This is a genomic window from Betaproteobacteria bacterium, from assembly GCA_016709965.1.
Classification (GTDB): domain Bacteria; phylum Pseudomonadota; class Gammaproteobacteria; order Burkholderiales; family Rhodocyclaceae; genus Azonexus; species Azonexus amarohabitans.
In genome coordinates this window covers 1,641,959-1,666,713 of the sequence record JADJLT010000001.1, presented here as the reverse complement: position 1 = coordinate 1,666,713, position 24,755 = coordinate 1,641,959, and the positions used below count along the sequence as shown (strand labels likewise).

Here is a 24,755-nt window from a genome sequence, read left to right as displayed (position 1 = left end):
TGCCTTTTACGGTGTTTCCTGCGCCTCCGAGTTCTTCAAACCAGCTTTTTTACCACCGCATAACGCGCCAGCGTTTCCTCGCGCGCCTTGGCGTGATCGACGATGGGTCCCGGATAATCGCGGCCGATCACGACGCCTAGCGCCTCCTGCTCGATTCGCCCCATCAGCCATGGCGCGTGGATGTATTTGTTCGGTACGCTCGCCAGTTCCGGCACATAGCGGCGAATGAACTTGCCCTCCGGGTCGAATTTTTCCGACTGCGTGATCGGGTTGAAAATCCGGAAATAGGGCTGGGCGTCGCAGCCGCTCGATGATGCCCATTGCCAGCCGCCGTTGTTGGCCGAGAGATCGAAGTCGTTCAACTGTTCGGCAAAATAGCGTTCGCCCAGCTGCCAGTCGAGGCCGAGATCCTTGGTCAGGAACGAGGCGACGACCATGCGTAGCCGGTTATGCATCCAGCCACTGAAATTAAGTTGACGCATCGCTGCATCGACCAGCGGATAGCCGGTACGGCCTTCGCACCAGGCAGCATAGCCCTCAGGCCAGTTAGTCCACTGGATGGCATCGTAATCGTGCTTGAAGGCATGGCCGACGACGTGCGGAAAGCGGTCGAGGATCATGAAGTAGAAATCCCGCCAGATCAGCTCGCTGAGCCAGACATTTGCCTCGGCGGCGAGGGCGGCTCGTACCAGTTCGCGAATCGAAATGGTACCGAAGCGCAGATGGACTGACAGGTAAGACACGCCCTTAACCGCCGGGAAGTCGCGCAGCGCGCCATAACGCGTGATGCGGCTTTGGCGGAATTCTTCCCATAAGGTTCGGGCGCCGGCCATGCCGGGCTGAATCCCGAGTTCAGCCAGATCGGTGGCCTCGAAGCCGATGTCGGCCAGGGTCGGTACGCCGGCCAGCTCGCTACCGGCCAGTTGGCCAGAGCATGGCCAGACTGCGCAGTCTGCTGCGGTCAAGCGTTTTAGCCAGGCATTCTTGTACGGCGTGAACACAGAAAATGCTTTACCGGCCTGTGTCAGCACCTCATCGCCATCGAAAATGGCCTGATCCTTGAATTGAACGAAGTCGATACCATCGGCCGTCAAGGCTCGCTTCACCTCGGCATCGCGCGTTTTGGCCGCCGGCTCATAATCGCGGTTGGCGAACACGGCCGTGATGCCCAGGCGGCCTGCCAGTAGAGGAATTTCCGTCGTTGCATGGCCGTGAACAACGATCAGTCCGCCACCTTTTTTACGCAGTGCCCCATCCAGTTCGAGCAGCGATTCCCGAATGAATTGGACCCGGCGATCGCGCCGCGTGGGCTGCGCCTCAAGAATTTCACGGTCAAAAACGAAGGCGCAATAAACCTGCTGCGCGTCTGCGAGGGCCGCGCTCAGGGCTGCGTGGTCGTGATCACGGAGGTCGCGGCGGAACCAGACGAGGGCTTTTTCTTTTTTCATGGTTGGTTTGTACCTCCCCGGCGATTAAAATTCCAGCATGGACAACGTCAACCTGACCGACAACTTCCTCATCGCCATGCCGACGCTGGAAGACCCGTATTTCTCGAACGCCCTCGTTTACATTTGCGAACACAATGAAAACGGGGCCTTGGGGATTATCGTCAATCGCCCGATCGACATGGATCTGGCCGGTCTGTTCGAAAAAATCGACATCAAACTGTCGGCCGAGAACCTGGCCAAGCTGCCCGTTTATTTCGGTGGCCCGGTGCAACTCGATCGTGGTTTCGTGCTGCACCGTCCGGTTGGCAAATGGCAATCGACGCTGGCGGTGAATAGCGAAGTCGGCCTGACCAGTTCGCGCGATGTGTTGAACTCGGTGGGCAGCGAAGGCTTGCCGGCAGAAATTATCGTCACGTTGGGCTACGCCGGCTGGGATGCCGGTCAGCTCGAAAGCGAACTGGCGCAGAATTCCTGGTTGACCGTGCCAGCCAAGGCAGAAATCCTTTTCGACCTGCCGCCCGAAGAGCGCCTGCCGGCTGCGATGCTGAAACTAGGCATCAGCTTTACCCAGCTTTCCGACGTGGCCGGCCACGCATGAGCGGATCGCATCGCTGATGGGCACTGTTCTGGCTTTTGATTTCGGTGAGAAGCGTATCGGTGTTGCCACCGGTGAAACCCTGCTTGGTACCGCCCACCCGCTGACCACCATCCACGCCGAGTCCAACGACGACCGTTTCGCCGCCATCGCCAAGCTGGTCGCCGAATGGCAGCCGGAGCAGCTGGTTGTTGGCCTGCCCACCCACGCCGACGGTACGCCGCACGAAATGACCCGGCTGGCCACCAAGTTCGCCGAGCGCCTAAAGCGCCGTTACAACCTGCCTGTCGGTTTTGCCGACGAACGCATGACATCTGTCGATGCTGAATCCCGCCTGCGCGAAACCGGCCGCAACAGCAGATCTGCCAAACCGCTGCTCGACGCGGTCGCCGCCCAACTTATTCTCCAAACCTGGTTCGAAAGTCCTCATGTCCACCCTGATCAATCCGCTGCCTGATGCCGAGGCGCAGTGTCGCCAACTGGCCGACCTGATTCGTCCGCAACTTTCCAAGAACCCGGCGCTGATCGGGATTTACAGCGGGGGCGCGTGGATCGCCGAACGTTTGCGCGAATTGCTGGGCCTGAGCGAAGAGATCGGCCTGATTGATGTGTCCTTCTACCGCGACGATTTCGCCGAAAAGGGCCTGCATCCGCAGTGCCGGCCGACGGTGATCCCGTTTGATGTTGAAGGCCGTCACCTGATCCTGGTCGACGACGTGCTTTATACCGGCCGCACTACCCGCGCAGCCATCAATGAGTTGTTCGACTATGGGCGCCCTGCGGCGGTCGAACTGGCCGTGCTGGCTGATCGCGGTGGACGCGAATTGCCGGTAGCGCCAACTTACGGCGTCTGGGATGTGAGCCTGAAGGATGCGCATAGCCTGGTTCTGGATCGGGACGACAACGGTCAACTCGCCTGGAGACTGGAAAATGTATAACCCGCAGTTGAACAAAAACGGCGAACTGGCCCACCTGCTGTCTATCGAAGGATTGCCGCAAAGCATCCTGACCCAGATTCTCGATACCGCCGCGTCCTTCATGGAAATCTCGGCGCGTGAAGTGAAAAAGGTACCGCTGCTGCGTGGCAAGAGCGTCTTCAACCTGTTTTTCGAGAACTCGACGCGGACCCGCACTACCTTCGAGATCGCCGCCAAGCGTCTGTCCGCCGACGTCATCAATCTCGACATCAACAAGTCGTCGGCCAGCAAGGGCGAAACCCTGCTCGACACCATCGATAACCTGTGCGCCATGCATGCCAACCTGTTCGTCGTGCGCCATGCGTCCAGCGGTGCGCCGTACCTGATTGCCGAGCACCTGCAGCGGGTCGGTCGCGACGACATTCACGTCGTCAATGCCGGTGACGGGCGCCACGCGCACCCGACCCAGGGCCTGCTCGACATGTACACGATTCGCCATTACAAGAAGGACTTCTCGCAATTGCGTGTCGCCATTGTCGGCGACATCCTGCACTCGCGCGTTGCCCGCTCGGACATTCACGCGCTGACCACACTGGGGGTGCCGGAAGTCCGTGCCATCGGTCCGGAAACGCTGCTGCCCAAGCATCTCGACAAGCTCGGCGTGCATGTTTATCACGACATGAATGAAGGCCTGAAGGATTGCGACGTAGTGATCATGCTGCGTCTGCAAAACGAACGGATGACCGGTGCCCTGCTGCCATCGGCCGGCGAATATTTCCGCCACTACGGCCTGACGCCGCAAAAGCTGGCACTGGCCAAGCCGGACGCCATCGTGATGCACCCGGGGCCGATGAACCGTGGCGTCGAAATCCACTCGGCGGTCGCCGACGGCTCGCAGGCCGTGATCCTGCCGCAAGTCACCTTCGGCATTGCAGTGCGCATGGCCGTCATGAGCATTGTTGCGGGGAATTGAGATGAATATCGTTATTGAAAATGGTCGCGTCATTGACCCGAAAAACGGCGTTGACCGCAACGCGTCGCTGTACATTGCCGACGGCAAGATTGCTGCGCTGGGCGATGCGCCGACCGGCTTTGTCGCTGAGCAAACCATTGATGCGACCGGTTGTGTGGTTTGCCCCGGATTGGTCGATCTCGGTGCTCGCCTGAATTCCATCGAGGCCGAACTCGCTGCGGCGGTGGCCGGAGGCGTCACCTCCGTCGTCGTGCCGCCGGATGCCGACCCACCGCTTGACGAGCCGGAACTGGCTGATCGCCTGGTCCATCGCGGCAAGGAAATCCGCAAGGCCCGCGTGCTGCCGCTGGGTGCCCTGACGCTGGGCCTGAATGGCGAACGCCTCTCCGAACTGGCCGGCTTGAAGAAGGCCGGTTGCGTTGCCTTTTCGCAGGCCAAGGTGCCGGTGGTTGATACCGAGGCCCTGCTGCGCGCGCTGGAGTACGCTGCGACCTTTGATTTCCAGATTTTCCTGCATCCGCAGGATTACTGGCTGTCGCGCAATGGCATTGCCCACGAAGGCGAAGTATCGAGCCGTCTGGGCCTGGCCGGGATTCCGGTAGCCGCCGAAACCATAGCTATCGCCACCATCGTTCAGCTCGTGCGCGACACCGGTTGCCGCGTGCACCTGACCCGGTTGTCGTCGGGTGCCGGTGTTGCGCTGGTCAAGCAGGCCATGGCAGAAGGCTTGCCGGTGACGTTCGATATCGGTGTTCATCACCTGCTGCTGACTGAAAACGACATCGGATTCTTCAACCCGCACGCCCGCTTCTGCCCGCCGCTGCGCACGCAAGCTGATCGTCTGGCCTTGTCGGATGCCGCGGTTGGAGGATTCGCCGCTATCTGTTCTGACCACACGCCGGTGGGGGCTGACGACAAGTTGCTGCCGTTTGGCGAAGCCAAACCGGGTGCGACCGGCCTTGAAGTGCTGTTGCCGTTGACCCTGAAATGGGCAGAGGCGGCGGGTGTCAGTCTGTCGGATGCACTGGCGCGCATTACTTCGGCGCCAGCCACCGTGCTTGGTTTGCCGAGCGGCCAGTTGGCGATTGGGGCAGCGGCTGACATCTGCATTTTCGACCCGGAAGCGACCTGGCAACTGACGCCGGAAACCCTGAAAAGCCGCGGCAAGAATTCACCCTGGATGGGTTACATGATGACCGGCCAGGTGAAGACGACGCTGGTGGGCGGGCGGGTGGTTTATTAGTCGCTGAGTGCTTCTAGCCGCCAGTTGCTGAATACCAGTACTTGGCGGCGCCAATTTTCAGGCAAAGCGGCGATTTTGGCGGTTCTTGCGGTCAACCGGAAAAAATCGCCGAAATCGAAATTTTTCTCAGGCTTGGGCGAAGCTGGCGACGGTTTCACTGGTCGTGCCGCTGACTTCCAGCACCTTGCGCCGCGACGTTTGGCCACTTTTCAGATTGACGGCAGACTTCGGCAAACCAAGCGCTTCGGCCACGAATTTGATCAAGGCTTCGTTGGCCTTGCCGTCGACGGGCGGGGCGGCCAATCGGATCTTCAGCGCATCGCCATGCAGCCCGGCAAACTCGGTTTTCTTGGCGCCGGGCTGGATGTGCAGGGTCAGCGTGATGCGGCCGTCAGTGGCCAGCCGAAACCATTCGTTCACAGAAACATCAGCACCGCTTGCAACAGCAGGATGGCGACCAGTGGCGACAAGTCGATGCCGGAAATGGTTGGAAGGATGCGGCGGATCGGGTCGAGAATCGGGCTGGTCAGTTGCTGGGCCGGTTTGGCGAGCGGCGAGTAGGGGTTGATCCACGACAGCACGGCTTGCAGGATCAGCGCACCGATCATGATGTGCACCGAGAGCCGGAGCGGGCCGCGGACGGCGAGCCAGAGAATCATCGGTACAAGTCCGGCGCTTTCAACTTCGCCAAAACGCGTCGCTGCACCGACGATGATGCCGTTGAACAGCAATTGCGTGGCCAGTGCTGCGATCAGGCTGGCCCAATCGAAACCGCCGGCGCCGGGAATGATGCGGCGCAGCGGCTTGACGGCCCAGTTGGTGAGCTTGACGACAAAGTCTCCGATCTGTCCGGCAAAGGAAACGCGCATCGCCTGCATCATGAAACGCAGCAGGAACAGCGCGGAGAAGAAGCTGACAACCGCATCGATCAGGAAAATGAGGGCTTGCATCAGTCGGCCCCGAGAATCTTGCCGAGTTCCTGCCCGCGGGCGGCGGCTGCCATGCAGCCGGCGACGATGCCTTCCTTGACGCCCTTTTCAGCCATCACTTGCAAGGCGGCGGCGGTGGTGCCGCCCTTGGAGGTAACGCGTTCACGCAGGATCGAGGCTGGTTCGGTGGATTGAGCGGCCAGCGCCGCAGCACCCTGCACCGTTTCGATAGCTAGTTGGCGACCCTGTTCCGGTGTAAAGCCAAGATCGGCGGCAGCCTGTTGCAGTGCTTCGATGAACAGAAAAACGTAGGCCGGGCCGCTGCCGGAGATGGCGGTGACACCATCGATCTTCGCTTCATCCTCGATCCATACCGTGGTGCCGACGGCGCGCAACACGCGGTCGGCGGCGGCGCGCTGTTCGGCACTGACTTCCGGCAAGGCGCAAAGCCCTGTGATGCCGGCGCCAATCAATGCGGGCGTATTCGGCATGCAGCGCACGATCTGGCGATGGCCGCCCAGCCAGCGAGAAAGCGCCGTCATGTCGAGACCGGCGGCGATGCTGATGACGACTGCCCTGCCCAGTTTGCCGACGAGCGGGGCAACCGCTTCCTTCATCTGCTGCGGCTTGACCGCCAGCACGAGGATGTCCGGGGAGGACGGTGCTGCCTCGGCACCGGCGTGGCAATTGACGCCATAGCTGGCAACCAGCTTGTCACGTGCATCGGCGCCAAGCTCGATGACCTCGATATCGCTGGCGGCAAAACCCTGTTTCACCATGCCGCCGATCAGGGCGTTGGCCATGTTGCCGCCGCCAAGGAACACTATTTTCATGCGTAATTTCTTTCACCAAAAATGGCCGTGCCGATGCGGACGATGGTCGCGCCTTCGGCCACGGCGGCTTCAAGATCGTGGGACATGCCCATGGATAGCGTGTCGAGCAGCAAACCCTCCGCCCGGATTGTGTCAAAAATCTCCCGCAGGAGGCGGAAGGGCAAGCGCTGGGCCACCATGTCATCGGTGGGCTCAGGAATCGCCATCAAGCCGCGGAGTTGCAGTCGCGGGAGCGCGGCGACTGCACGGCACAGCGCGAGCGTTTCGTCGGGCGCGCAGCCACTCTTGCTGGCTTCGCCGGAAACATTAACCTGGACGCAGACCTGCAGCGGTGGCAACTGATCCGGGCGCTGCGCCGACAGGCGCTCGGCGATCTTCAGGCGGTCTATCGTATGTACCCAGTCGAAATGCTCGGCAACAGGACGTGACTTGTTGCTTTGCAGCGGGCCGATAAAGTGCCACTCCAGATGGTGGCCGGCCGTTGCGGCTACTTTGTCGACACCTTCCTGGACATAATTTTCACCAAAAGCCTGCTGGCCGGCATCGACTGCCGCCATCACGCTGGAAAGTGGCCAGGTTTTACTGACAGCCAGCAGGCAGACGCTTTCCGGCGCACGGCCGGCGAGCTTGGTTGCTTCGCGGATACGGGCCTGGACAGCTTGCAGGTTGTCGGCGATTGCGCTCATAATCCATTGGGAATTAACAACAATCGAAGTATACACGCGCTCCGAGGACGATCCGCATGGACATCACTGAACTGCTGGCTTTCAGCGTCAAGAACAAGGCATCAGACCTTCACCTGTCGGCTGGTCTCCCGCCCATGATTCGAGTACATGGCGACGTCCGCCGCATCAATTTGCCGGCCATGGAACATAAAGATGTCCATGGCATGGTGTACGACATCATGAATGATGGCCAGCGCAAGATTTATGAAGAAACGCTGGAATGCGACTTTTCATTCGAAATTCCCAATCTGGCGCGCTTTCGCGTCAATGCCTTCAATCAGCATCGCGGTGCCGGTGCAGTTTTTCGGACTATTCCGTCCAAAGTGCTGACGCTCGAAGAGCTCAACTGCCCGAAGATTTTCAAGGAAATTTCCGAATATCCGCGCGGTATCGTGCTGTGTACCGGGCCGACTGGTTCCGGCAAATCGACGACGCTGGCAGCGATGGTGAACCACGTCAATGAAAACGATTACGGCCACATCCTGACCGTCGAAGACCCGATCGAATTCGTTCATGAATCGAAGAAGTGCCTGATCAATCAGCGCGAAGTCGGGCCGCATACGCTGTCGTTCGCCAATGCCCTGCGTTCAGCCCTGCGCGAAGATCCGGACGTGATTCTGGTCGGCGAAATGCGCGATCTGGAAACCATCCGCCTGGCACTGACGGCGGCCGAAACTGGTCACCTGGTGTTTGGTACGCTGCACACCTCGTCAGCGGCGAAAACAGTGGACCGTATCGTTGACGTTTTCCCGGCGGCGGAAAAGGAAATGGTTCGCGCCATGTTGTCAGAGTCGCTTCGTGCGGTTATTTCACAGACGCTGATGAAGACCAAGGATGGTAGTGGCCGGGTTGCAGCACACGAAATCATGATCGGTACGCCGGCTATCCGCAATCTGATCCGGGAAAACAAGATTGCCCAGATGTATTCGGCCATCCAGACAGGTCAGAATTTCGGTATGCAGACGCTTGATCAGAACTTGGTTGATCTGGTTCGTCGCAATGTGGTCTCGAATGCCGAAGCACGTTTCCGGGCGGCCAACAAGGATACCTTCCCGGCTTGATCGGGCGGTATCCAACAGAATAAACAAGGGGAAAGTATGGAACGCGATCAGGCAATGAAGTTCATGCACGATCTTTTGCGCCTGATGTCGCAAAAGAAAGGCTCGGACCTGTTCATTACGGCGGGCTTTCCGCCGGCCATCAAGCTTGATGGCAAGATCACGCCGGTATCCAATCAGGTTCTGTCGCCGCAACACACGGCTGAGTTGGCGCGTTCAATAATGAACGACCGCCAAGCGTCGGAGTTCGAAGCGACCAAAGAATGTAACTTCGCCATTTCACCGGCGGGCATCGGCCGCTTCCGGGTCAATGCACTGGTTCAGCAGGGCCGGGTCGGCGTCGTCTGCCGCACGATCAACATGAGCATCCCGACGCTGGACGAACTGCTGCTGCCGCCGGTCCTCAAGGATCTGGCGATGACCAAACGCGGGCTGATCATCTTCGTCGGCGGTACAGGTACCGGCAAGACCACCTCGCTGGCGGCGCTGGTCGATTACCGCAACGAAAACTCTTATGGTCACATCATTACCATCGAAGACCCGATCGAGTACGTGCACGAACACAAGAATTGCATCGTCACGCAGCGCGAAGTTGGCGTTGATACCGACGACTGGGGGCCGGCGCTGAAAAACACGCTGCGCCAGGCGCCGGATGTCATCCTGATGGGCGAAATTCGCGACCGCAACACGATGGACTACGCCATTGCCTTCGCCGAAACCGGCCATTTGTGTCTGGCCACGCTGCACGCCAATAGCGCCAATCAGGCGATTGACCGCATCATCAACTTCTTCCCGGAGGAGCGTCGTCAGCAACTGTTGATGGATCTTTCGCTCAATTTGCGCGCCATGGTTTCGCAGCGTCTGATCGCCAAGAAGGACGGCAAGGGACGCATGGCGGCTATCGAGGTCATGCTCAACTCGCCGCTGATTTCAGACCTGATCTTCAAGGGCGAAGTGCATGAAATCAAGGAGATCATGAAGAAATCCCGTGAGCTCGGCATGCAGACCTTCGACCAGGCGCTGTTCGACCTCTACGAGGCCGGCAAAATTACTTATGAAGATGCACTGCGCAACGCCGATTCACTGAACGACCTGCGTCTGCAGATCAAGTTGCATGGCAAGGAATCCAAAGATCGGGATTTGACCACCGGCATTGGCCACCTGGATATTGTTTGATTCCCAAGGAGAAATTCATGCGTCGTCTGTTAAAACCCGCTTTTGCCCTGTTTTTTACGTTGACCGCAGCACTGGCCCAGGCAGGTGCGCTTGATGGCATCTCCAGTGGCGATGCCGGTGCCGGCGTCAAGGAAGCACTGGCCAAGGGGGCTGACTACGCGGTTTCATCGCTGGGCAAGAGCGGTGGCTTTCTCGGGAACGACAAGGTGAAGATCAAGCTGCCGGGCTATCTGGACAAGGCAGAGTCAGCATTGCGCATGTTCGGCATGGGCAAGCAGGCTGATCAACTGGTTGAAACCATGAATCACGCAGCCGAGAATGCCGTGGCCGAAGCCAAGCCGATTCTGACTGAGTCAATCAAGAAAATGAGCATCAAGGACGCCAAGGAAATCCTCACCGGCGGTGAAGATAGCGTGACGCAGTATTTCAAGCGCACCTCGACCGATCAGCTCACCGCCAAATTCATGCCCATCGTCAAGAAAGAAACCAACAAGCTGAAGCTGGCCGACCAGTACAACAAGTTCGCCGGCAAGGCTGCCAGCGCCGGACTGGTCGACAAGAAGAATGCCGATGTTGATAGCTACGTGACTCAGAAGGCCTTGGATGGCTTGTTCCTGATGATTGCCGAAGAAGAAAAGAAGCTTCGCGCTAATCCCATGGAGGCTGGCAGCGCCCTGTTGAAAAACGTTTTCGGCGCACTGTGAGCTAAAGCCGGGCGGTCAAGGTGTCGTTATCGAGGACAGGAGTCCTTGATATGAAACTTGATCGCCTCGCCAGTACGACCCAGCGCCTATCGCAGGAATCGTTGGCGCGGGCGCGTTATGTGGCTGGCGAGCGTATCCGGCGCGTTGAGGCGCTTGAGGGTGTCGAGGGTGACCGCCAGCGCAGCGTACAGCAGGAAATGGCTGAAATCGAACCGGGCGCTATCAGCGCCTTCAAAGGTGGTGAACAAATCTTGCAGGATGCTCGCGGTTTGGCGTTGCAAGTGGCAGCCTTGGGGGCGGCGGTTGACCGTCTGATCAAACCCGCTTCACTTCCGCAGATCATTAAAGGTGTCGACGATAGTGTCTGAGCCGATTTCCACGAGCATGGCGGCAACGGCCATTCTTACGGTCAACCGGAAAAAATGCCCCAAATTTCAAGAATTGAAGTGCTGGGTTAAAATCAAGTAACCCTTTCAACGCGCCCCGCCTTGGCGGGGCGTTGCTTTTTAGAAGAACCATGTCCGGCCTCAATGCCCCGCAACGCGAAGCGATCCATTACCTCGACGGCCCCTTGCTGGTGCTGGCAGGTGCGGGTTCGGGCAAAACACGGGTAATTACGCAGAAGATCGCCTACCTGGTTCAAAGCTGCGGCTTCCAGCCGCGCAACATCGCGGCCATTACTTTCACTAACAAGGCCGCGAAGGAAATGCAGGAGCGCATCGGCAAGCTGCTCCCCAAGTCACTGGCTGATGAGCTGCAGATTTCAACCTTTCACTCGCTCGGCGTTCGCATTTTGCGCGAAGAGGCCAAGGCGCTGGGCTATAAACCGCGTTTCTCGATTTTCGACTCGGCTGATTGCGCTGGTATCATCAGCGAAACCGCCGGTACGGTTGACAAGGCCACCCTGCGCATCGTCCAGTCGATCATTTCCAATTGGAAAAACGCCTTGGTCACGCCCGAGGCGGCGCGTCATCTGGCGACAGATGAACATCAAAAGCTGGCGGCACATGCCTACCTGTCTTACGAAGCGACGCTAAAAGCCTATCAGGCGGTCGACTTTGATGATTTGATCGGCTTGCCGGTGAAGCTGTTCAGCGAGCATCCCGAGATCGCTGACAAATGGCAAAACCGCTTGCGTTACCTATTGGTCGACGAGTATCAGGATACCAATGCCTGTCAGTACCAGTTACTCAAGCTGCTGACCGGCGTTCGTGCCCAGTTCACCGCGGTGGGTGACGATGACCAGGCGATTTACGGCTGGCGTGGGGCTGATATCGAGAACCTGAAAAAACTGCCGACCGAGTTCCCGTCGCTCAAGGTGATCAAACTTGAGCAAAATTATCGGTCGACCGTCAGAATCCTCAAGGCGGCCAACAACGTCATCGCCAACAACGAAAAGCTGTTCGACAAGAAACTATGGTCGGACCTTGGCCACGGCGAGCCGATTTACGTCAATGCCTGCCGCGACAATGATGCTGAGGCCGAAGGCGTGGTCATGAAGCTGCAGGCGAACAAGTTCGAGCATCGCGGCAAGTTCAAGGACTACGCCATTCTCTACCGCTCCAATCATCAGGCGCGGATCTTCGAGGAATATCTGCGCGATCACCGCATTCCCTACCTGCTTTCTGGTGGCAAATCCTTCTTCGACAAGGCGGAAATCAAGGACATCACGGCCTATCTGCGACTGCTGGCCAACGAGGACGATGATCCAGCCTTCATTCGGGCCGCCACCACACCCAAGCGCGGCATCGGCGCAGCAACGCTGCAGGTCCTCGGTATCTATGCGGGCGAGCGCCACGTTTCGCTCTTTCAGGCAGCCTTTGAGGAGGGATTCGCGCACCGGGTCCAGCCGCGCCAGCTTGAGCCTTTGCTCGAATTCTGCAATTTCATCAATCGTATCCAGTCCCGCGCCATCAAGGAGCAGGCGCATCTGGTTTTGCCAGATCTGCTCAAAGCCATCGATTACGAAACTTACCTCTATGACCACGAAGAGGAACGTACTGCCCAGACACGGTGGACAAATGTCTGCGAATTCGCCAACTGGCTGAACAAGAAAGGGGAGCTCGACGGCAAGACCCTGGTTGATCTCACCCAAAGCATCGCCCTGATCAATATGCTGGACAAGCAAAACGACGACGATTACGACGCCGTGCAGTTGTCGACGCTGCATGCCGCCAAGGGACTCGAATACAAACATGTGTTTTTGGTCGGCGTCGAGGAGGGCATTCTGCCGCACCGTGAATCGCTCGATCAGACCAAGATCGAGGAAGAGCGTCGCCTGATGTATGTCGGCATCACCCGCGCCCAGCACACGCTGAATATTTCCTACTGCGAGCGCCGCAAGCAGGCGCGCGAATTCGTACCCTGCGAGCCGTCGCGTTTCATTGATGAAATGGGCAAGGAGGATGTCCGCTTTTCGGGTGGCAAGCAGGATGTACCCCCCGACAAAGCTACCGGCAGCGCCCGGCTCGATGCCATGAAGGCCATGCTCGCCGGAAACAAGCGCTAACCGGCCGGTCACGCTGCGTTACAACGAGTTACTCTCCTTATGACATCCGGGCGATAACCAGCCGCGTTATTCGGCACAAGGCAGCGCGATTTCGCAAAGCCGGATCAACAACCGAATAAACAAACTCTGGAGAAATAAAATGACCAAGCAACTTATCGCCATCGCTCTTGCCGCCGCTTTTGGTATTGCCCACGCTGCTGACGTCAAGCCAGCAGTTGCAGACATGAAAGCCGCTGCCCCGGTCGCTGCCAGCGTCAAGGCTGAAGCACCGAAGGCTGTCGAAGCAGTCAAGGCACCGGAAGCCAAGCCGGCCGTCGCTGCTCCTGAAATGAAGAAGGAAGAAGCCAAGCATTCTGCCAAGCCGGTAAAAAAGGCACACAAGGAAAAGAAAATGGTCAAAAAGGTTGCACCGGTCGCTACGCCGGACGCGACGAAGGCTGTTGAGCCGGCCACCAAATAAGGTGTCACTGCAGGTGGCCAGTTGCCGCCCTCCAAAAGCTGAACTGGCCAAGGTGCCCACGAGGCGCCTTTTTTACGTCAACAAAAAAGGGAGGCCGTAGCCTCCCTTCGTTGAGTCCAAGTGCCTTATTTAGCCTTGCTCATAATGTATTCGACCGCATTTTTAACTTCGACATCAGACAGCGTCGCGCCACCCTTTGGTGGCATCGCATTCTTGCCGTTGGTGACGCTCTTGATCAGCACATCCTTGCCTTGCGCTAGGCGCGGTGCCCAGGCACCCTTGTCGGTGACTTTGGGAGCGCCAGCCGCACCAGTGTTGTGGCAAGCGCCGCAAACCGTGTTGAAAATGGTTTCGCCACTCCGGGGGCCGCTGGCGGCAGGTGCTTCGGCCTTGGCCAGCTCAAACTTGGCGACCGGCTGGATACGGATGTCCGCCTCGTCGCTACCCGTGCCGGAATTGGCGATGGTGTTGAACGATTTGTTGGTAAGCGGATAAATGATGGCAATCAGGACGACAGCGATGCCGATGGTCGCCCACATGATGCCCTTGGAAGAGTGTTGCTCAGCCATACCGAAGACCCCAGTGCAATGTATAGAAACCGTGATTATAACTATCTGGCGCAACTGCTGAGCAAAAAAAACCCCGCCAGTGGCGGGGTGGAAATTCTCGAAAGGGGGAATTTCGAGAGGAGGGGTTCAATGCACAGATGCATTATGGGTTCCCGCTCCTCTTAAGTCTGTCGTACTTTCGTAGCCTTCTGTAACAGATTGTGGCTGTGAAAAAATCAGTGAAAATATTGCGCTGCGCAATATTTTTTGCGGTCGCGAAAATACAGGAAAATCCCATTGGGATTCCCCTGTGAAACGTTACTAAGTCCGGTTGCCGGAAAAGCGGCTCAACTCTCGATTCGGCTGATGATCACAGCGCTTTTCGGCACTTGATAATCCGCCGCCAATTGATGTTTGGCGGTGTCTTCAATGGTTTCGTCCTCGCGTACGACGAAGTGACGGGCGCCTGCGAAATCCTGCGGGATCCCGGCGCGATCCTGAGTAATGCGATAGTGAATTTTGACGGTCATGGCTGTTCTCGTTTTATGAATCTTTATTGTTCCTGCCCAACGAGTATAGCCTACATATGTTGCGACGCAATATCGGTTTTCCACAGGTGTCAACTTATTAAAAAAGCGTTGCTTTTTAGCAAATCGTCGACGGTGTTGAGGTTGCTGAAGGCGTCAAGCTGGTCCGAAAAGTCGACTTCCATCGCACCTGTTTCGAAGCACCACTGAGCGACCTTGCGTCCACCGCCATTCAGATAGGTCTCCAGTTCCGGGAGCAGCGACCTGTGACACAGACAGAAAACCGGGTGGAGTCGGCCACCGGCCTTTGCGAGGGCGAGTTTGGCATTGGCAGCACTCAACGCGGCGTGAAGGCGGCTTACCAAGTCAAGGGGAAGGTTGGGTGAATCGCAAGGTACGGTAACGACCCATTCTGTGTCAGCGACGCTGAGAGCTGCTTGCAGGCCGGCAAGCGGCCCTGCGAAGCCCGTGATCAGGTCGCTGATCAGCGGGTAACCCAAGTCTGCATATTGGCTCGTGTTGCGGTTTGCGTTGATCAGCAATCGATCCACTTGAGGCGCCAATCGTTGGGCGATGTGGCTGACCAGTGTTTGTCCCTTGGATAGTTGCAGGCCTTTGTCTGCTCCACCCATGCGAGTACCCAGTCCTCCGGCCAGGATGACGCCGGTAATTGTTGGCCGGGGATAGACGGGAAGCGGCGTCATGGCAGAGAGGGATTGTTTTTACGTGACATGCTAGGATCGCCCATTATGTCCGAACTGGAAAAACTTGCCGAACGTCTCGGCCACCTGCTTCTTGAACGCGGCGAATGGCTGGCTGCCGCGGAGTCCTGTACCGGCGGTTGGCTTGCGCAGTCGGTAACCGCGATTGCCGGTAGCTCTGCCTGGTTCGATCGAGGCTTCGTGACGTATTCCAATGCTGCCAAGATGGACATGCTTGGGGTACCGGAAAGTACGCTGGATCGGCATGGTGCCGTTTCCGAAGCGGTGGCGCGGGCCATGGCACAAGGGGCGCTGGCGCATAGTCGTGCCGACTGGACGGTCGCAATTACAGGAATCGCCGGCCCGGGTGGTGGTTCGCCCGAGAAGCCGATAGGCACCGTTTGTTTTGCTTGGGCCAGTAAAAATGGCGGCTGTGAGGCAACGTTGAGCCTTTTCAGTGGGGATCGTGCGACGATCCGTGAACAGGCGGTTCGTTTTGCATTGAACGGATTGATTGATCGGCTGGGTTCAGTGTCCTTGCTTGCCTGAGTTGACGCCGACCGGGTTTGATATGTGGTACAAATAGCAAATTCAATAAAAAGTTACAAGCTGAGCGGGTGACGCCAATGCACCACATCGAATTGAATGCGGAATCCATTGAGCAAATTCTGAGTGCATACGCTGCGCCGAAAACAGGCGCTGGCATTGTCGCTTTGCTGCCAGAGGCAGAGAAGGAACGGCTTCCGCTCTTGCAGGAGGCTTGCCGGCGGCATGGCTTGGAATTGGCTGGTGGTGTGTTTCCCGCGCTGATCGAACAACAGCATTTCGTCAGGCACGGGGCCTGCTTGTTGTATTTTGAGCAGATGCCGCCGAATTTTCTGTTGCCGGCCATTAATCAGGGCAAAGTACCAGCAGGCCGGCAAGTGGTGGATGCCGCCCGGGGATGCTTGAAAAGCGCTGCCGCAGGCGCACCAAAGCCGACGCTGTTCATGTTTTTCGACAGCATGGTCCCCAACATTGCCAGCATTCTCGACGACATTTATCTGGATCTCGCCAATCGCGTTGAATACGGCGGCGTCAATGCCGGGAGCGAGACCTTCCAGCCCATGCCCTGCCTCTTCGATGAGAGAGCGTTAATTGGTGACGGCGTGCTCGGTATGCTGCTGCCCGGCAGCATGGCGCCAACGCTGGAGCATGGATTCGCGCAGCCGGAACGGGCGATGAGCGCGACATCTACTGAAGGCAATCGTATTGCGATGATTGATTGGCGGCCTGCTTTCGATGTGTATCAGGAAATCATCAAGGCGCAATATGGTATCGATCTGACACGCGACAATTTTTACGAATATGCGGTCCATTTCCCTTTCGGTATTCTGCGGGCGGGGGGTGATGTTGTGGTCCGAATTCCTGTCGCCTTGACTGATGATGGTTCTCTGTACTGTGTTGGTGAAATTCCCGAGAACGCCATGTTGGTCTTGTTGCAGGCACCGGAGGCCGGGGCAAATGCATGTATTGAGCATTTGGCCGACAAGCTGCGGATGACGCATGGCTCATTGACCGGCAGGACTTTGCTGACCTTTTATTGCGCTGGCCGGCATATGCATTTGGGCGAGGATGCGGAAAATGAACTGGCCGAGTTGCATGCCGCTACGGCCGTTGACGAGATGGCGGGTGCATTGTCGCTGGGTGAAATTGGTAGCACCGTGCGTTGGGGCTATCCCATGTTTCACAATGCGACACTGGTGTGTTCGCCGTGGCAGATGTCATGAATCGCGAACAGATCCTCAGCGTCCTTTATGACCTTTCGCTGACAATCGGTGGCGAAACCAGTCTCAGTGGGTTGTTGAAGAAGACCTTGCAACGCCTTCTTTTTCATACCTCGTTTCCGACGGGTATTGTGCTTGCCATGCCGCTGGATTCTGAGTTTGGCATGTCGGCAACGGTGGATTCTGTTATCGGGGACTATCGCTTGGCCGAATGTCTCGGAAACAGATTCAACCTTCCAGAAGGCTTGCTGGGGAGCAGGGTTGAGCTTCTTGATGATGTTGCATTGCTTCGTTCGCTATCGCTTGACCAAGTTTATACGCATTGCCTTAGGCTGCCGTTGGATCGGCACTACACAATCCTGTTGCTATCGCTCGCCCCGCCAGCTTCTGAACTGCCTTTGACGCAGATATTTCAGCCGGTGCTGGCCAACTTGGCCAAGGCAATCGTCCTCTGCCGCAACAATGAGCGCATTAATCGGGCAATGGCGAATGATCGCGATGACGCCCGGGCCGAGTTGGCTGTGGCGCTGGCGCAGAGCGAGCGCGAGCGGACTTTTCTCGACAGCCTCTATGAAGCCATTCCAGACCTGGTTTGGGTGAAGGATCCGGAAGGGGTCTATTTATCCTGCAATCCGCCATTCTCACGTCTTTACAACGCCAGTGCACAGGATATTGTCGGGCGTACCGACTACGATTTTGTCGACAGGGAGCTGGCGAATTTCTTTCGGGCCAATGATCGTGCTGCGGCAGCAGCCGGTGGGCCGACGCTTAACGAAGAGTGGCTGACTTTTGGCGACAATGGCTATCGGGGACTTTTTGAAACGATCAAGACGCCCATGCGCGACAGGGAAGGCCACCTGATCGGAATTCTCGGGATTGCACGGGAAATCACCGAGCGGCTCCGGGTTGAGGAGGCTCTCCGTGCCAGCGAAGCCGAATTGGCGCAGCACCGTCGTCATCTGGAAATACTGGTAGCCGATCGTACGCATGATCTTGAGCAAGCCAATGCCCGACTGGCGCAGACGCAGTTTGCGATGGACCGGGTCGGACTGGGCATTCATTGGGTTGATGCCACGGGCTGCCTCATTTATGTGAACCACGTTGCCGCTGAAATGCTGGGCTATTCAGTCGACGAGATGCTGAAAATGACGGTTGCCGACATTGCTCCCCGTTTTGCTGGGGGTCGCTTTTTTTACCTGATGGCTGATACCCGGCAAGCGGGCAGGGCCAGTTACGATACTGAGCTCTGCCATCGCGATGGACATCGGATTCCAGTCAGAATCAATGTTTACTATCGCGCTGAAACTGCTGCCGAGCCAGCGCGTTACATCACTTTCATCAGTGATATCAGCGAACAGAAGCGTGCTGAACAAGCGTTGTGCGAAGCCAAGGAGCAGGCGGAGTCAGCGACGCGTGCGAAGAGCAGCTTCCTAGCCAACATGAGCCATGAGATACGGACCCCGATGAACGCAATTCTTGGCTCGGTTTATTTGATGCGTCGGGGCGGGGGCGAGGCTGCCCGAAGCGAGCCATTGAATCGAATAGAAGCCTCTGGCCAGCATCTTCTATCCATCATTGATGATATTCTAGACCTGTCCAAAATTGAAGCCGGCAAGCTGGAGCTTGAAGAGGCTCCGTTGACACTCGTCGAGTTGATGAACGAGGTGGCGGAAATGTTGAGTGGCCGAACCCGCGAGAAGCATCTGAGCCTGCGCGTCGAAGCGCTCGGTCTGCCGGAATGCGTACTGGGTGATGCCACACGACTTCGCCAGGCGTTGCTCAACTACGCCAACAATGCGGTGAAATTTACGGCCACCGGTTCAATCCAGCTTTCCGGCAAGGTGATCGAGGAAGACGAGCGCGGCGTTCTGGTCCGCCTGGAAGTGCGGGATACGGGGATCGGTATCGAAGCGGAAGTACTCAAGCGTCTGTTCACACCTTTCCAGCAGGCTGATCAGTCGACCACCCGAAACTTCGGTGGCACCGGACTCGGCTTGGCCATTACCCGGCACCTGGCCAGTTTGATGGGCGGGGCGGCAGGGGCGGAAAGCACGCCCGGTGTCGGGAGCACTTTCTGGATCACAGCACGCCTCAAGCGGCAGTCGGCGCAACAGGAAGCCCCGGCACCGATGCCGGGCGACGATGTTGAAGAGATGTTGCGACGCCGCTTTGGCGGGCGTTGCGTGCTGCTGGTCGAGGACGATCCGATCAACCGCGAGGTTGCCCAGATGCTGCTTGAGGATGTCGGGCTGGTCATCGACATGGCTGAGGATGGCGTCGAAGCAGTCAAAAAGGTCGCCGTGACCGAATATGCGCTGGTGCTGATGGATATGCAGATGCCACGCATGGATGGTCTGGAGGCAACGCGGCGCATTCGTGCACAGGAAAATCGGGCAAGGCTGCCAATTCTTGCGATGACGGCCAACGCCTTTTCCGAAGATCGTGATCGTTGCCTGGCAGCTGGCATGAACGATTTTGTGACCAAGCCAGTTGATCCGTCACTGCTCTATGCGGCGCTGTATCGTTGGCTGGAGGCTGGTACTCGCCATTGAGCCAGATATTGCCCGGATAAGTGCATCCGATGCCCTTGGCAGGCTGGCGACAGCTTGCTGCGGTCAACCGGAAAAATCGCCCAAAATCGAAATTTTTACTCGGGTAGTGGCTCGAACAACGCGGCAAGATCGTCGGTGCCAAACTTGACGTCCACCTGCCGGTCTTCGGACAGGATGCCCGCCGCCAGTTCCGCCTTGCGCTCCTGCAGCGCGAGGATCTTTTCCTCGATACTGCCGCTGACGATCAGCTTGTAAACGAACACGGGCTTGTCCTGGCCGAGTCGGTGGGCACGATCGGTGGCCTGATTTTCGACCGCGGGGTTCCACCACGGATCGTAGTGGATGACAGTGTCCGCGGCAGTCAGGTTGAGACCGACACCGCCGGCCTTCAGGCTGATCAGGAAGATCGGCACTTCGCAATCCTGGAAGCGACGAATCGGCACTTCGCGGTCTACCGTGTCACCGGTCAGTGTGACGTAGCGGATATCCGCCTTGTCCAGTTCGTGCTCAATCAGCGACAGCATGCTGGTGAATTGCGAGAACACCAGGACGCGCCGGCCTTCATCGACCAGCTCGGGCAGCATCGCCATCAACAGGTCGAGTTTGGCGCGTTCGGTCACCTTGCGGGCAGAGGTGGCCTTGACCAGGCGCGGATCACAGCAGACCTGGCGCAACTTGAGCAGGGCGTCCAGAATGACAATCTGGCTGCGTGCGAAGCCACGGCTGGCGATTTCGTCGCGCACCTTGGCATCCATCGCGGCGCGCACCGTTTCGTAGAGGTCGCGCTGTGCGCCTTCGAGTTCAACGCTGCGGATGATGATCGTCTTCGGCGGCAGTTCGCGCGCCACGTCTTCCTTCTTGCGGCGCAGGATGAAGGGGCGAATTCGGCGGGCCAGCAAGGTGCGGCGGCGCAGGTCTCCCTGTTTTTCAATCGGCGTCCGCCAGTGGCGGGTGAACTGTTTGCTGGTGCCCAGAAAGCCGGGCAGCAGAAAGTCGAACTGGCTCCACAATTCACCCAGGTGATTTTCCAGCGGCGTACCGGTCAGGCACAGGCGATGCCGTGCATCAATTTTGCGCACCGCTTCGGCGCTCTGGCTCTGGGCGTTCTTGACCGTCTGCGCTTCGTCGAGAATGAGCAGATGATAGCTGTGCTGCATCAACTCTTCGGCATCTCGCCAGAGCAGCGGATAAGTGGTCAGAATGACGTCGTTCTTGGTGATTTCCGGGAATAGTACCTTGCGCTCCGGGCCGTGCAGCGACAGCACTTTGAGATCGGGCGCAAAGCGCGCTGCTTCATTCTTCCAGTTGAAGATCAGTGAGGTCGGCAGGATGATCAGCGCCGGCTTGTCGAGGCGTCCGGTTTCTTTTTCCAGCAGCAAATGGGCAAGCGTTTGCGCTGTTTTGCCGAGACCCATGTCGTCGGCAAGGATGCCGGAAAGATTGTGCTCACGCAGGAACTGCAGCCATGCCAGGCCTTCGCGCTGATAGGGTCGCAAATCGAGTTTGAAGCCGGCCGGTGGGGCGACATCGCCGATGCCCTGAGCAGAAAGCAGGCGTTCGGCCATGGCCATGACATCGCTCTGGCCGCGGAATTGCCAGCGGCTAACGTCGGAAAGTTCAGCAAGACGGGGGGCGTCGAAGCGCGAAAGGCGCAACGTATTGCCGCCGGAAAAACCATCAAAAAGATCGATCAGCGTGGCAGCAAGTGGTTTGACCCGGCCGGCCGGGACACGCAGGCGCTTGCCGCGTGCAGTGTACAAATCGATGCCTTCGTCGTCAGGGATGCGCTCGAGTTCGACCGCTTCCAGCCAGCGCGGGTCGCTGCGGAAGAGGTTGGCGAGCAGCGGGGCGAGCGGCAGGCGCTCGCCTTCGACCAAGACACCCATGTCGAGATTGAACCAGCCGTTATCGGCCTCATGCAGCTCCGCTTCCCAGCCATCGACCTCGATGACATGGTGGCGAAAGTCTTCCGGGAATTCAATCTGCCAGCCGGCTTCCTTCAGGCGCTGGCTAGCGTCCTGCATGAAAGGCACCCAATTGGCTTCATCCGCCAGTCCGTAAATGCCTTCCGGGGGGCTGCCGAATGTGTGCAGGGTATGGCCAGGGATTTTCTGCAAGCCGCAACTTTCCAGTGCGAGCAGCGACTTCGTCTCATCTTCAGGACGGCGGCGCAGTCGAATCGTTTCGCCTTCCGGCAAGGTGATGAATTCGCTTTTTTCTTCCGGCCTGACCTCTGCGTCGCCATAGCGGAAAATTACCTTGGCAACATCAAAAGGGCCGCCGCCAAAGTTCTGCGGATAGCTGCGCCAGGCACGATGGCCGTGGGTATGCAGTGTTTCAAGTTGCAGGATGGGCTGTAGCGGCCCGTCAACCTGGCGCAGGCGGGCGCCGGCATCGCTGCCCGGCAAGGGCAGATCCGGAGCAAGTTCCGAGAGCGCCTCGGCGACCAGTGCAGCTTCGGTGGACGATAGCGGCGGCAGGGAAAACAGCCGGTTGATGACGTCGGGGTTGCCGGTGACCTCCAGTGGGCCGGCTTCGCCCTCGGCCAAGTCGACGTACCAAGGTGGGTCAACCGCAATAATCATTTCAGCGGATGGTTCGGGCTTCAGTTGCGGTCGCTGAAAGCCCATGCCATCAATCTGCCAGCCAATGCTGGCCGGGCGGATAGGGCCGGCGTTGAGGGGCAGGCCAAGATCATCTTCGGGGTACAGACGATGGCTGGCTGTCATGCGCTGCAGGATTTCAGCACCGTTCTTGGGCCCGAGGCCGAAGGCACGCAGGCCGGTTTCGTGACCACGATCGGTCCAGATCAGGCGCAGGATGCCAAGGTCTTCTTCGGTGACGAACTGGGGCGGCGTCACCAGTGCACGGTCGACCTTCCACCATTCCTCGGCGCTTTCCGGATACTTCCCCTTGCGGATTTCAATGGCGAACTGACGGCGATCAGCGGTCCATTTCAGAATGTAGAAGAGCTGCTGCCGGGCGCTGGCCGGCCTGGCCTTTTTCTTGGCGACTGCCACCGAAACCCGGCGCAGATCGTCAAGCCAGGACAGGGCGCTACCACTGACCTGCTCCTTGGGATTTCGGTCTTCAATCGCTTTGAGCAGCATCGCGGCGATATGCTTGCAATGCTTTCCGACCGGGCAGGTACAACGGCTGATCACCGTCATTTCACCGCTTTGCGCCTGGCTTAGATAGGCTTGCGCGAGGTACGGTTCAGCGGCAGTGCCGGGGATGCGCGCACTGATCTGGCTGCCATTGATTTCAAGGTCTTGCACCAGGTCGACATAGGGTCTGGCCTTGGTGATGTCCCGGGTGGCAAACCAGTCTGCTACGTTTTCTTCAGTGAAGGAGGTGAGGTTAACTACGGCCATCGGCGGTCAAATGAATAGCGCGCCGACGAGCAGGGCGAGCAGTAATGCAATAATGGCCAGCCAGCGATTCTGCTGTTGCTGGGCGGCGATCAGGCGATCAAGCTGCGGATGCAGGTCGAGTTTGGCCGGCTGGGCCAGCGCCTGATGAACAAGGCGAGGCAACTGGGGCAGGGCGCGAGCCAGGTAAGGCGCCTCCTGCTTGAAGGTGCGGATCAGTCCGCGCCAACCGATTTGCTCGCTCATCCAGCGCTCAAGGAATGGTTTTGCGGTTGTCCACAAGTCAAGATTTGGATCGAGCTGGCGTCCAAGACCTTCGATATTGAGTAGCGTCTTCTGCAGCATGACCAATTGCGGCTGAATTTCCACATTGAAGCGGCGTGAGGTCTGGAACAGGCGGAGCAGCACTTTGCCGAAGGAGATATCCTTCAGCGGTCGATCGAAAATGGGCTCGCAAACAGCGCGGATGGCCGCTTCAAACTCGTCAACACGCGTATCCTTGGGTGCCCATCCAGATTCAATATGTGCCTCGGCCACGCGCTTGTAGTCGCGGCGGAAGAAGGCGAGGAAATTCTGGGCGAGGTAATTCTTGTCGGAGTCGGTCAGGGTGCCAACGATGCCGAAATCGAGCGCGATGTAGCGACCGTCTGCCGCAACAAAAATGTTGCCCGGGTGCATGTCAGCGTGGAAAAAGCCGTCGCGGAACACCTGTGTAAAGAAGATCTCGACGCCTGCGGCAGACAGCTTGGAGAGGTCTATGCCATCTTTGCGCAGCTTGTCGGTCTGCGAGATAGGGGTGCCCTTCATGCGTTCCATGACCATGACTGTCGAAGTGCAGAAGTCCCAATAGACTTCTGGCACGATCAATAACGTCGAATCAGTGAAGTTGCGGCGCAGTTGCGACGCATTGGCTGCTTCACGCATCAGATCGAGTTCGTCACGCAGATACTTGGCAAATTCGGCAACCACCTCGCGAGGTTTCAGGCGTTTGCCGTCAGCCCAAAGCTTTTCAAGCAAGACGGCCAGATTGTCCATCAATGCCAGATCGTGATCGATGACTGACAACATGTTGGGACGCAGAATTTTGACGGCGACTTCATGGCCGCCGTCTTCTGCATGCAGCTTGGCAAAATGTACCTGGGCGATCGAGGCGGAGGCAATCGGCGTCGAGTCGAACTCCGCAAAGACTTGACTGGCGGGGCGACCATAGGCTTTTTCGATTTCAGCGAGTGCCAGTGCTGATTCGAACGGGGGGACGCGGTCCTGCAGCTTCGCCAGTTCGTCGGCGATATCCATCGGCATCAGGTCGCGCCGAGTTGATAGTACCTGACCGAATTTGACAAAAATGGGGCCGAGCGATTCGAGCGCAAGGCGGAGGCGGACAGCTCGTGGTGTGGAAAGGTCGCGCCAGAATTGCAGTGCGTTGGCGATTCGTGCCAGTCGGCCACTCGGTTCGTGTTCGAGCACCATCTCGTCCAGGCCAAAACGGCTGGCAACTGAGGCGATCTTGAGCAAACGAAGGAGGCGCATGTTGACGGTAAACGCCGGCTGGGCCGGGCAAATCGCTAAACAAGTATGTTAACACGCTGACGACGATTGCGGCCGGGCGATTTGTGCTTGTTGAATTCTCCGGGGCTGGTGATTTGTCGACTAACAATCTTGCAGGGTGGCCAGCGCTATAGGATAAACTTGATATCCGTGTCTATCGGTGTGATGACTA

24 protein-coding genes are annotated in these 24,755 nt (G+C 58.1%); 14 read left to right on the top strand and 10 right to left on the bottom strand.

Annotated elements, in window-relative coordinates; all coding sequences use genetic code 11:
• Window positions 1-35 precede the first annotated feature (35 nt).
• The gene (locus IPJ12_08220; protein ID MBK7647127.1) at window positions 36-1,448 is read right to left on the bottom strand and encodes a deoxyribodipyrimidine photo-lyase; all 1,413 of its coding nucleotides are present in this window, start codon (window positions 1,446-1,448) and stop codon (window positions 36-38) included.
• A 37-nt stretch (window positions 1,449-1,485) separates the two neighbouring features.
• Between IPJ12_08220 and IPJ12_08215 the strand changes: the two genes are divergently transcribed.
• From IPJ12_08215 to IPJ12_08195, 5 genes are read left to right on the top strand one after another with little or no spacing between them, the layout of a single operon-like run.
• The gene (locus IPJ12_08215; GenBank protein ID MBK7647126.1) at window positions 1,486-2,046 is read left to right on the top strand and encodes a YqgE/AlgH family protein; all 561 of its coding nucleotides are present in this window, start codon (window positions 1,486-1,488) and stop codon (window positions 2,044-2,046) included.
• Window positions 2,047-2,062: 16 nt separating this feature from the next.
• Window positions 2,063-2,500: a Holliday junction resolvase RuvX gene (gene ruvX, locus IPJ12_08210; GenBank protein ID MBK7647125.1), complete on the top strand. Its 438-nt coding sequence runs from the start codon at window positions 2,063-2,065 to the stop codon at window positions 2,498-2,500.
• Window positions 2,472-2,981: a bifunctional pyr operon transcriptional regulator/uracil phosphoribosyltransferase PyrR gene (gene pyrR, locus IPJ12_08205; GenBank protein ID MBK7647124.1), complete on the top strand. Its 510-nt coding sequence runs from the start codon at window positions 2,472-2,474 to the stop codon at window positions 2,979-2,981. Before ruvX ends, pyrR begins: the two co-directional genes overlap by 29 nt.
• Window positions 2,974-3,933 (top strand): aspartate carbamoyltransferase catalytic subunit, encoded by a 960-nt coding sequence (locus IPJ12_08200; protein ID MBK7647123.1) that lies wholly within the window; start codon window positions 2,974-2,976, stop codon window positions 3,931-3,933. Before pyrR ends, IPJ12_08200 begins: the two co-directional genes overlap by 8 nt.
• A 1-nt stretch (window position 3,934) precedes the next feature.
• Entirely contained in the window at window positions 3,935-5,176 is a 1,242-nt protein-coding gene (locus IPJ12_08195; protein MBK7647122.1) for a dihydroorotase, read from the top strand.
• A gap of 126 nt (window positions 5,177-5,302) precedes the next feature.
• Here the strand turns inward: IPJ12_08195 and IPJ12_08190 are convergent, their stop codons facing one another.
• The 4 genes from IPJ12_08190 to IPJ12_08175 are packed head-to-tail and all read right to left on the bottom strand — an operon-like array spanning window position 5,303 to window position 7,624.
• Window positions 5,303-5,596, bottom strand: a complete 294-nt coding sequence (locus IPJ12_08190) for a YggU family protein (protein ID MBK7647121.1) — start codon at window positions 5,594-5,596, stop codon at window positions 5,303-5,305.
• On the bottom strand, window positions 5,593-6,126 hold the full coding sequence (locus tag IPJ12_08185; GenBank protein ID MBK7647120.1) for a YggT family protein: 534 nt from the start codon (window positions 6,124-6,126) through the stop codon (window positions 5,593-5,595). Before IPJ12_08185 ends, IPJ12_08190 begins: the two co-directional genes overlap by 4 nt.
• Window positions 6,126-6,938, bottom strand: a complete 813-nt coding sequence (locus IPJ12_08180) for a pyrroline-5-carboxylate reductase (GenBank protein MBK7647119.1) — start codon at window positions 6,936-6,938, stop codon at window positions 6,126-6,128. The genes IPJ12_08185 and IPJ12_08180 overlap by 1 nt, the downstream gene beginning before the upstream one ends.
• A complete protein-coding gene (locus IPJ12_08175) occupies window positions 6,935-7,624 on the bottom strand; it encodes a YggS family pyridoxal phosphate-dependent enzyme (GenBank protein MBK7647118.1) in 690 nt (229 codons plus the stop codon). The genes IPJ12_08180 and IPJ12_08175 overlap by 4 nt, the downstream gene beginning before the upstream one ends.
• A gap of 56 nt (window positions 7,625-7,680) precedes the next feature.
• Between IPJ12_08175 and IPJ12_08170 the strand changes: the two genes are divergently transcribed.
• From IPJ12_08170 to IPJ12_08145, 6 genes are all read left to right on the top strand, one after another.
• A complete protein-coding gene (locus IPJ12_08170; protein ID MBK7647117.1) occupies window positions 7,681-8,724 on the top strand; it encodes a type IV pilus twitching motility protein PilT in 1,044 nt (347 codons plus the stop codon).
• Between the two features lie 36 nt (window positions 8,725-8,760).
• Window positions 8,761-9,897 carry a PilT/PilU family type 4a pilus ATPase gene (locus IPJ12_08165; protein MBK7647116.1) on the top strand — a complete coding sequence of 379 codons (1,137 nt, stop codon included), beginning with the start codon at window positions 8,761-8,763 and terminating at the stop codon, window positions 9,895-9,897.
• Window positions 9,898-9,914: 17 nt separating this feature from the next.
• Window positions 9,915-10,601: a DUF4197 domain-containing protein gene (locus IPJ12_08160; GenBank protein ID MBK7647115.1), complete on the top strand. Its 687-nt coding sequence runs from the start codon at window positions 9,915-9,917 to the stop codon at window positions 10,599-10,601.
• A 50-nt stretch (window positions 10,602-10,651) separates the two neighbouring features.
• Window positions 10,652-10,969, top strand: a complete 318-nt coding sequence (locus tag IPJ12_08155) for a hypothetical protein (GenBank protein MBK7647114.1) — start codon at window positions 10,652-10,654, stop codon at window positions 10,967-10,969.
• A gap of 149 nt (window positions 10,970-11,118) precedes the next feature.
• Window positions 11,119-13,110, top strand: coding sequence for a UvrD-helicase domain-containing protein (locus IPJ12_08150; GenBank protein MBK7647113.1), 1,992 nt, complete (start codon window positions 11,119-11,121; stop codon window positions 13,108-13,110).
• Window positions 13,111-13,333: 223 nt separating this feature from the next.
• Complete coding sequence (locus IPJ12_08145; protein ID MBK7647112.1) at window positions 13,334-13,570, top strand: hypothetical protein; 237 nt, start codon at window positions 13,334-13,336, stop codon at window positions 13,568-13,570.
• 125 nt (window positions 13,571-13,695) lie between these two features.
• On the opposite strand, the gene IPJ12_08140 is transcribed toward IPJ12_08145, so the two are convergent.
• The 3 genes from IPJ12_08140 to mobA form a co-directional block, all read right to left on the bottom strand.
• Window positions 13,696-14,139, bottom strand: coding sequence for a cytochrome c5 family protein (locus IPJ12_08140; protein MBK7647111.1), 444 nt, complete (start codon window positions 14,137-14,139; stop codon window positions 13,696-13,698).
• Between the two features lie 326 nt (window positions 14,140-14,465).
• Window positions 14,466-14,648 (bottom strand): hypothetical protein, encoded by a 183-nt coding sequence (locus tag IPJ12_08135; GenBank protein ID MBK7647110.1) that lies wholly within the window; start codon window positions 14,646-14,648, stop codon window positions 14,466-14,468.
• 89 nt (window positions 14,649-14,737) lie between these two features.
• Entirely contained in the window at window positions 14,738-15,349 is a 612-nt protein-coding gene (gene mobA, locus IPJ12_08130; protein ID MBK7647109.1) for a molybdenum cofactor guanylyltransferase MobA, read from the bottom strand.
• 45 nt (window positions 15,350-15,394) lie between these two features.
• Here mobA and pncC point away from each other — a divergent pair, with 45 nt between their 5' ends.
• The 3 genes from pncC to IPJ12_08115 all read left to right on the top strand — a co-directional run bounded on the left by pncC (window position 15,395) and on the right by IPJ12_08115 (window position 19,664).
• Window positions 15,395-15,895 carry a nicotinamide-nucleotide amidase gene (gene pncC / locus IPJ12_08125; protein MBK7647108.1) on the top strand — a complete coding sequence of 167 codons (501 nt, stop codon included), beginning with the start codon at window positions 15,395-15,397 and terminating at the stop codon, window positions 15,893-15,895.
• 77 nt (window positions 15,896-15,972) lie between these two features.
• Window positions 15,973-17,115: an FIST C-terminal domain-containing protein gene (locus IPJ12_08120; protein ID MBK7647107.1), complete on the top strand. Its 1,143-nt coding sequence runs from the start codon at window positions 15,973-15,975 to the stop codon at window positions 17,113-17,115.
• Entirely contained in the window at window positions 17,112-19,664 is a 2,553-nt protein-coding gene (locus IPJ12_08115) for a response regulator (protein ID MBK7647106.1), read from the top strand. The genes IPJ12_08120 and IPJ12_08115 overlap by 4 nt, the downstream gene beginning before the upstream one ends.
• Window positions 19,665-19,759: 95 nt before the next feature.
• Here IPJ12_08115 and IPJ12_08110 read toward each other — a convergent pair whose 3' ends face one another.
• Together IPJ12_08110 and ubiB are read right to left on the bottom strand one after the other, a co-directional pair.
• Window positions 19,760-23,038: a DEAD/DEAH box helicase gene (locus tag IPJ12_08110; GenBank protein MBK7647105.1), complete on the bottom strand. Its 3,279-nt coding sequence runs from the start codon at window positions 23,036-23,038 to the stop codon at window positions 19,760-19,762.
• A 6-nt stretch (window positions 23,039-23,044) separates the two neighbouring features.
• Complete coding sequence (ubiB, locus tag IPJ12_08105) at window positions 23,045-24,565, bottom strand: ubiquinone biosynthesis regulatory protein kinase UbiB (GenBank protein MBK7647104.1); 1,521 nt, start codon at window positions 24,563-24,565, stop codon at window positions 23,045-23,047.
• Window positions 24,566-24,755: the final 190 nt, after the last annotated feature.

What these genes read in the sequence shown, in the direction of transcription:
- IPJ12_08220 (MBK7647127.1), bottom strand. Translation starts at nt 1,448, where the DNA reads ATGAAAAAAGAAAAAGCCCTCGTCTGGTTCCGCCGCGACCTCCGTGAT.
- IPJ12_08215 (MBK7647126.1), top strand. Translation starts at nt 1,486, where the DNA reads ATGGACAACGTCAACCTGACCGACAACTTCCTCATCGCCATGCCGACG.
- ruvX (MBK7647125.1), top strand. Translation starts at nt 2,063, where the DNA reads ATGGGCACTGTTCTGGCTTTTGATTTCGGTGAGAAGCGTATCGGTGTT.
- pyrR (MBK7647124.1), top strand. Translation starts at nt 2,472, where the DNA reads ATGTCCACCCTGATCAATCCGCTGCCTGATGCCGAGGCGCAGTGTCGC.
- IPJ12_08200 (MBK7647123.1), top strand. Translation starts at nt 2,974, where the DNA reads ATGTATAACCCGCAGTTGAACAAAAACGGCGAACTGGCCCACCTGCTG.
- IPJ12_08195 (MBK7647122.1), top strand. Translation starts at nt 3,935, where the DNA reads ATGAATATCGTTATTGAAAATGGTCGCGTCATTGACCCGAAAAACGGC.
- IPJ12_08185 (MBK7647120.1), bottom strand. Translation starts at nt 6,126, where the DNA reads ATGCAAGCCCTCATTTTCCTGATCGATGCGGTTGTCAGCTTCTTCTCC.
- IPJ12_08180 (MBK7647119.1), bottom strand. Translation starts at nt 6,938, where the DNA reads ATGAAAATAGTGTTCCTTGGCGGCGGCAACATGGCCAACGCCCTGATC.
- IPJ12_08175 (MBK7647118.1), bottom strand. Translation starts at nt 7,624, where the DNA reads ATGAGCGCAATCGCCGACAACCTGCAAGCTGTCCAGGCCCGTATCCGC.
- IPJ12_08170 (MBK7647117.1), top strand. Translation starts at nt 7,681, where the DNA reads ATGGACATCACTGAACTGCTGGCTTTCAGCGTCAAGAACAAGGCATCA.
- IPJ12_08165 (MBK7647116.1), top strand. Translation starts at nt 8,761, where the DNA reads ATGGAACGCGATCAGGCAATGAAGTTCATGCACGATCTTTTGCGCCTG.
- IPJ12_08160 (MBK7647115.1), top strand. Translation starts at nt 9,915, where the DNA reads ATGCGTCGTCTGTTAAAACCCGCTTTTGCCCTGTTTTTTACGTTGACC.
- IPJ12_08155 (MBK7647114.1), top strand. Translation starts at nt 10,652, where the DNA reads ATGAAACTTGATCGCCTCGCCAGTACGACCCAGCGCCTATCGCAGGAA.
- IPJ12_08150 (MBK7647113.1), top strand. Translation starts at nt 11,119, where the DNA reads ATGTCCGGCCTCAATGCCCCGCAACGCGAAGCGATCCATTACCTCGAC.
- IPJ12_08145 (MBK7647112.1), top strand. Translation starts at nt 13,334, where the DNA reads ATGAAAGCCGCTGCCCCGGTCGCTGCCAGCGTCAAGGCTGAAGCACCG.
- IPJ12_08140 (MBK7647111.1), bottom strand. Translation starts at nt 14,139, where the DNA reads ATGGCTGAGCAACACTCTTCCAAGGGCATCATGTGGGCGACCATCGGC.
- IPJ12_08135 (MBK7647110.1), bottom strand. Translation starts at nt 14,648, where the DNA reads ATGACCGTCAAAATTCACTATCGCATTACTCAGGATCGCGCCGGGATC.
- mobA (MBK7647109.1), bottom strand. Translation starts at nt 15,349, where the DNA reads ATGACGCCGCTTCCCGTCTATCCCCGGCCAACAATTACCGGCGTCATC.
- pncC (MBK7647108.1), top strand. Translation starts at nt 15,395, where the DNA reads ATGTCCGAACTGGAAAAACTTGCCGAACGTCTCGGCCACCTGCTTCTT.
- IPJ12_08120 (MBK7647107.1), top strand. Translation starts at nt 15,973, where the DNA reads ATGCACCACATCGAATTGAATGCGGAATCCATTGAGCAAATTCTGAGT.
- IPJ12_08115 (MBK7647106.1), top strand. Translation starts at nt 17,112, where the DNA reads ATGAATCGCGAACAGATCCTCAGCGTCCTTTATGACCTTTCGCTGACA.
- IPJ12_08110 (MBK7647105.1), bottom strand. Translation starts at nt 23,038, where the DNA reads ATGGCCGTAGTTAACCTCACCTCCTTCACTGAAGAAAACGTAGCAGAC.
- ubiB (MBK7647104.1), bottom strand. Translation starts at nt 24,565, where the DNA reads ATGCGCCTCCTTCGTTTGCTCAAGATCGCCTCAGTTGCCAGCCGTTTT.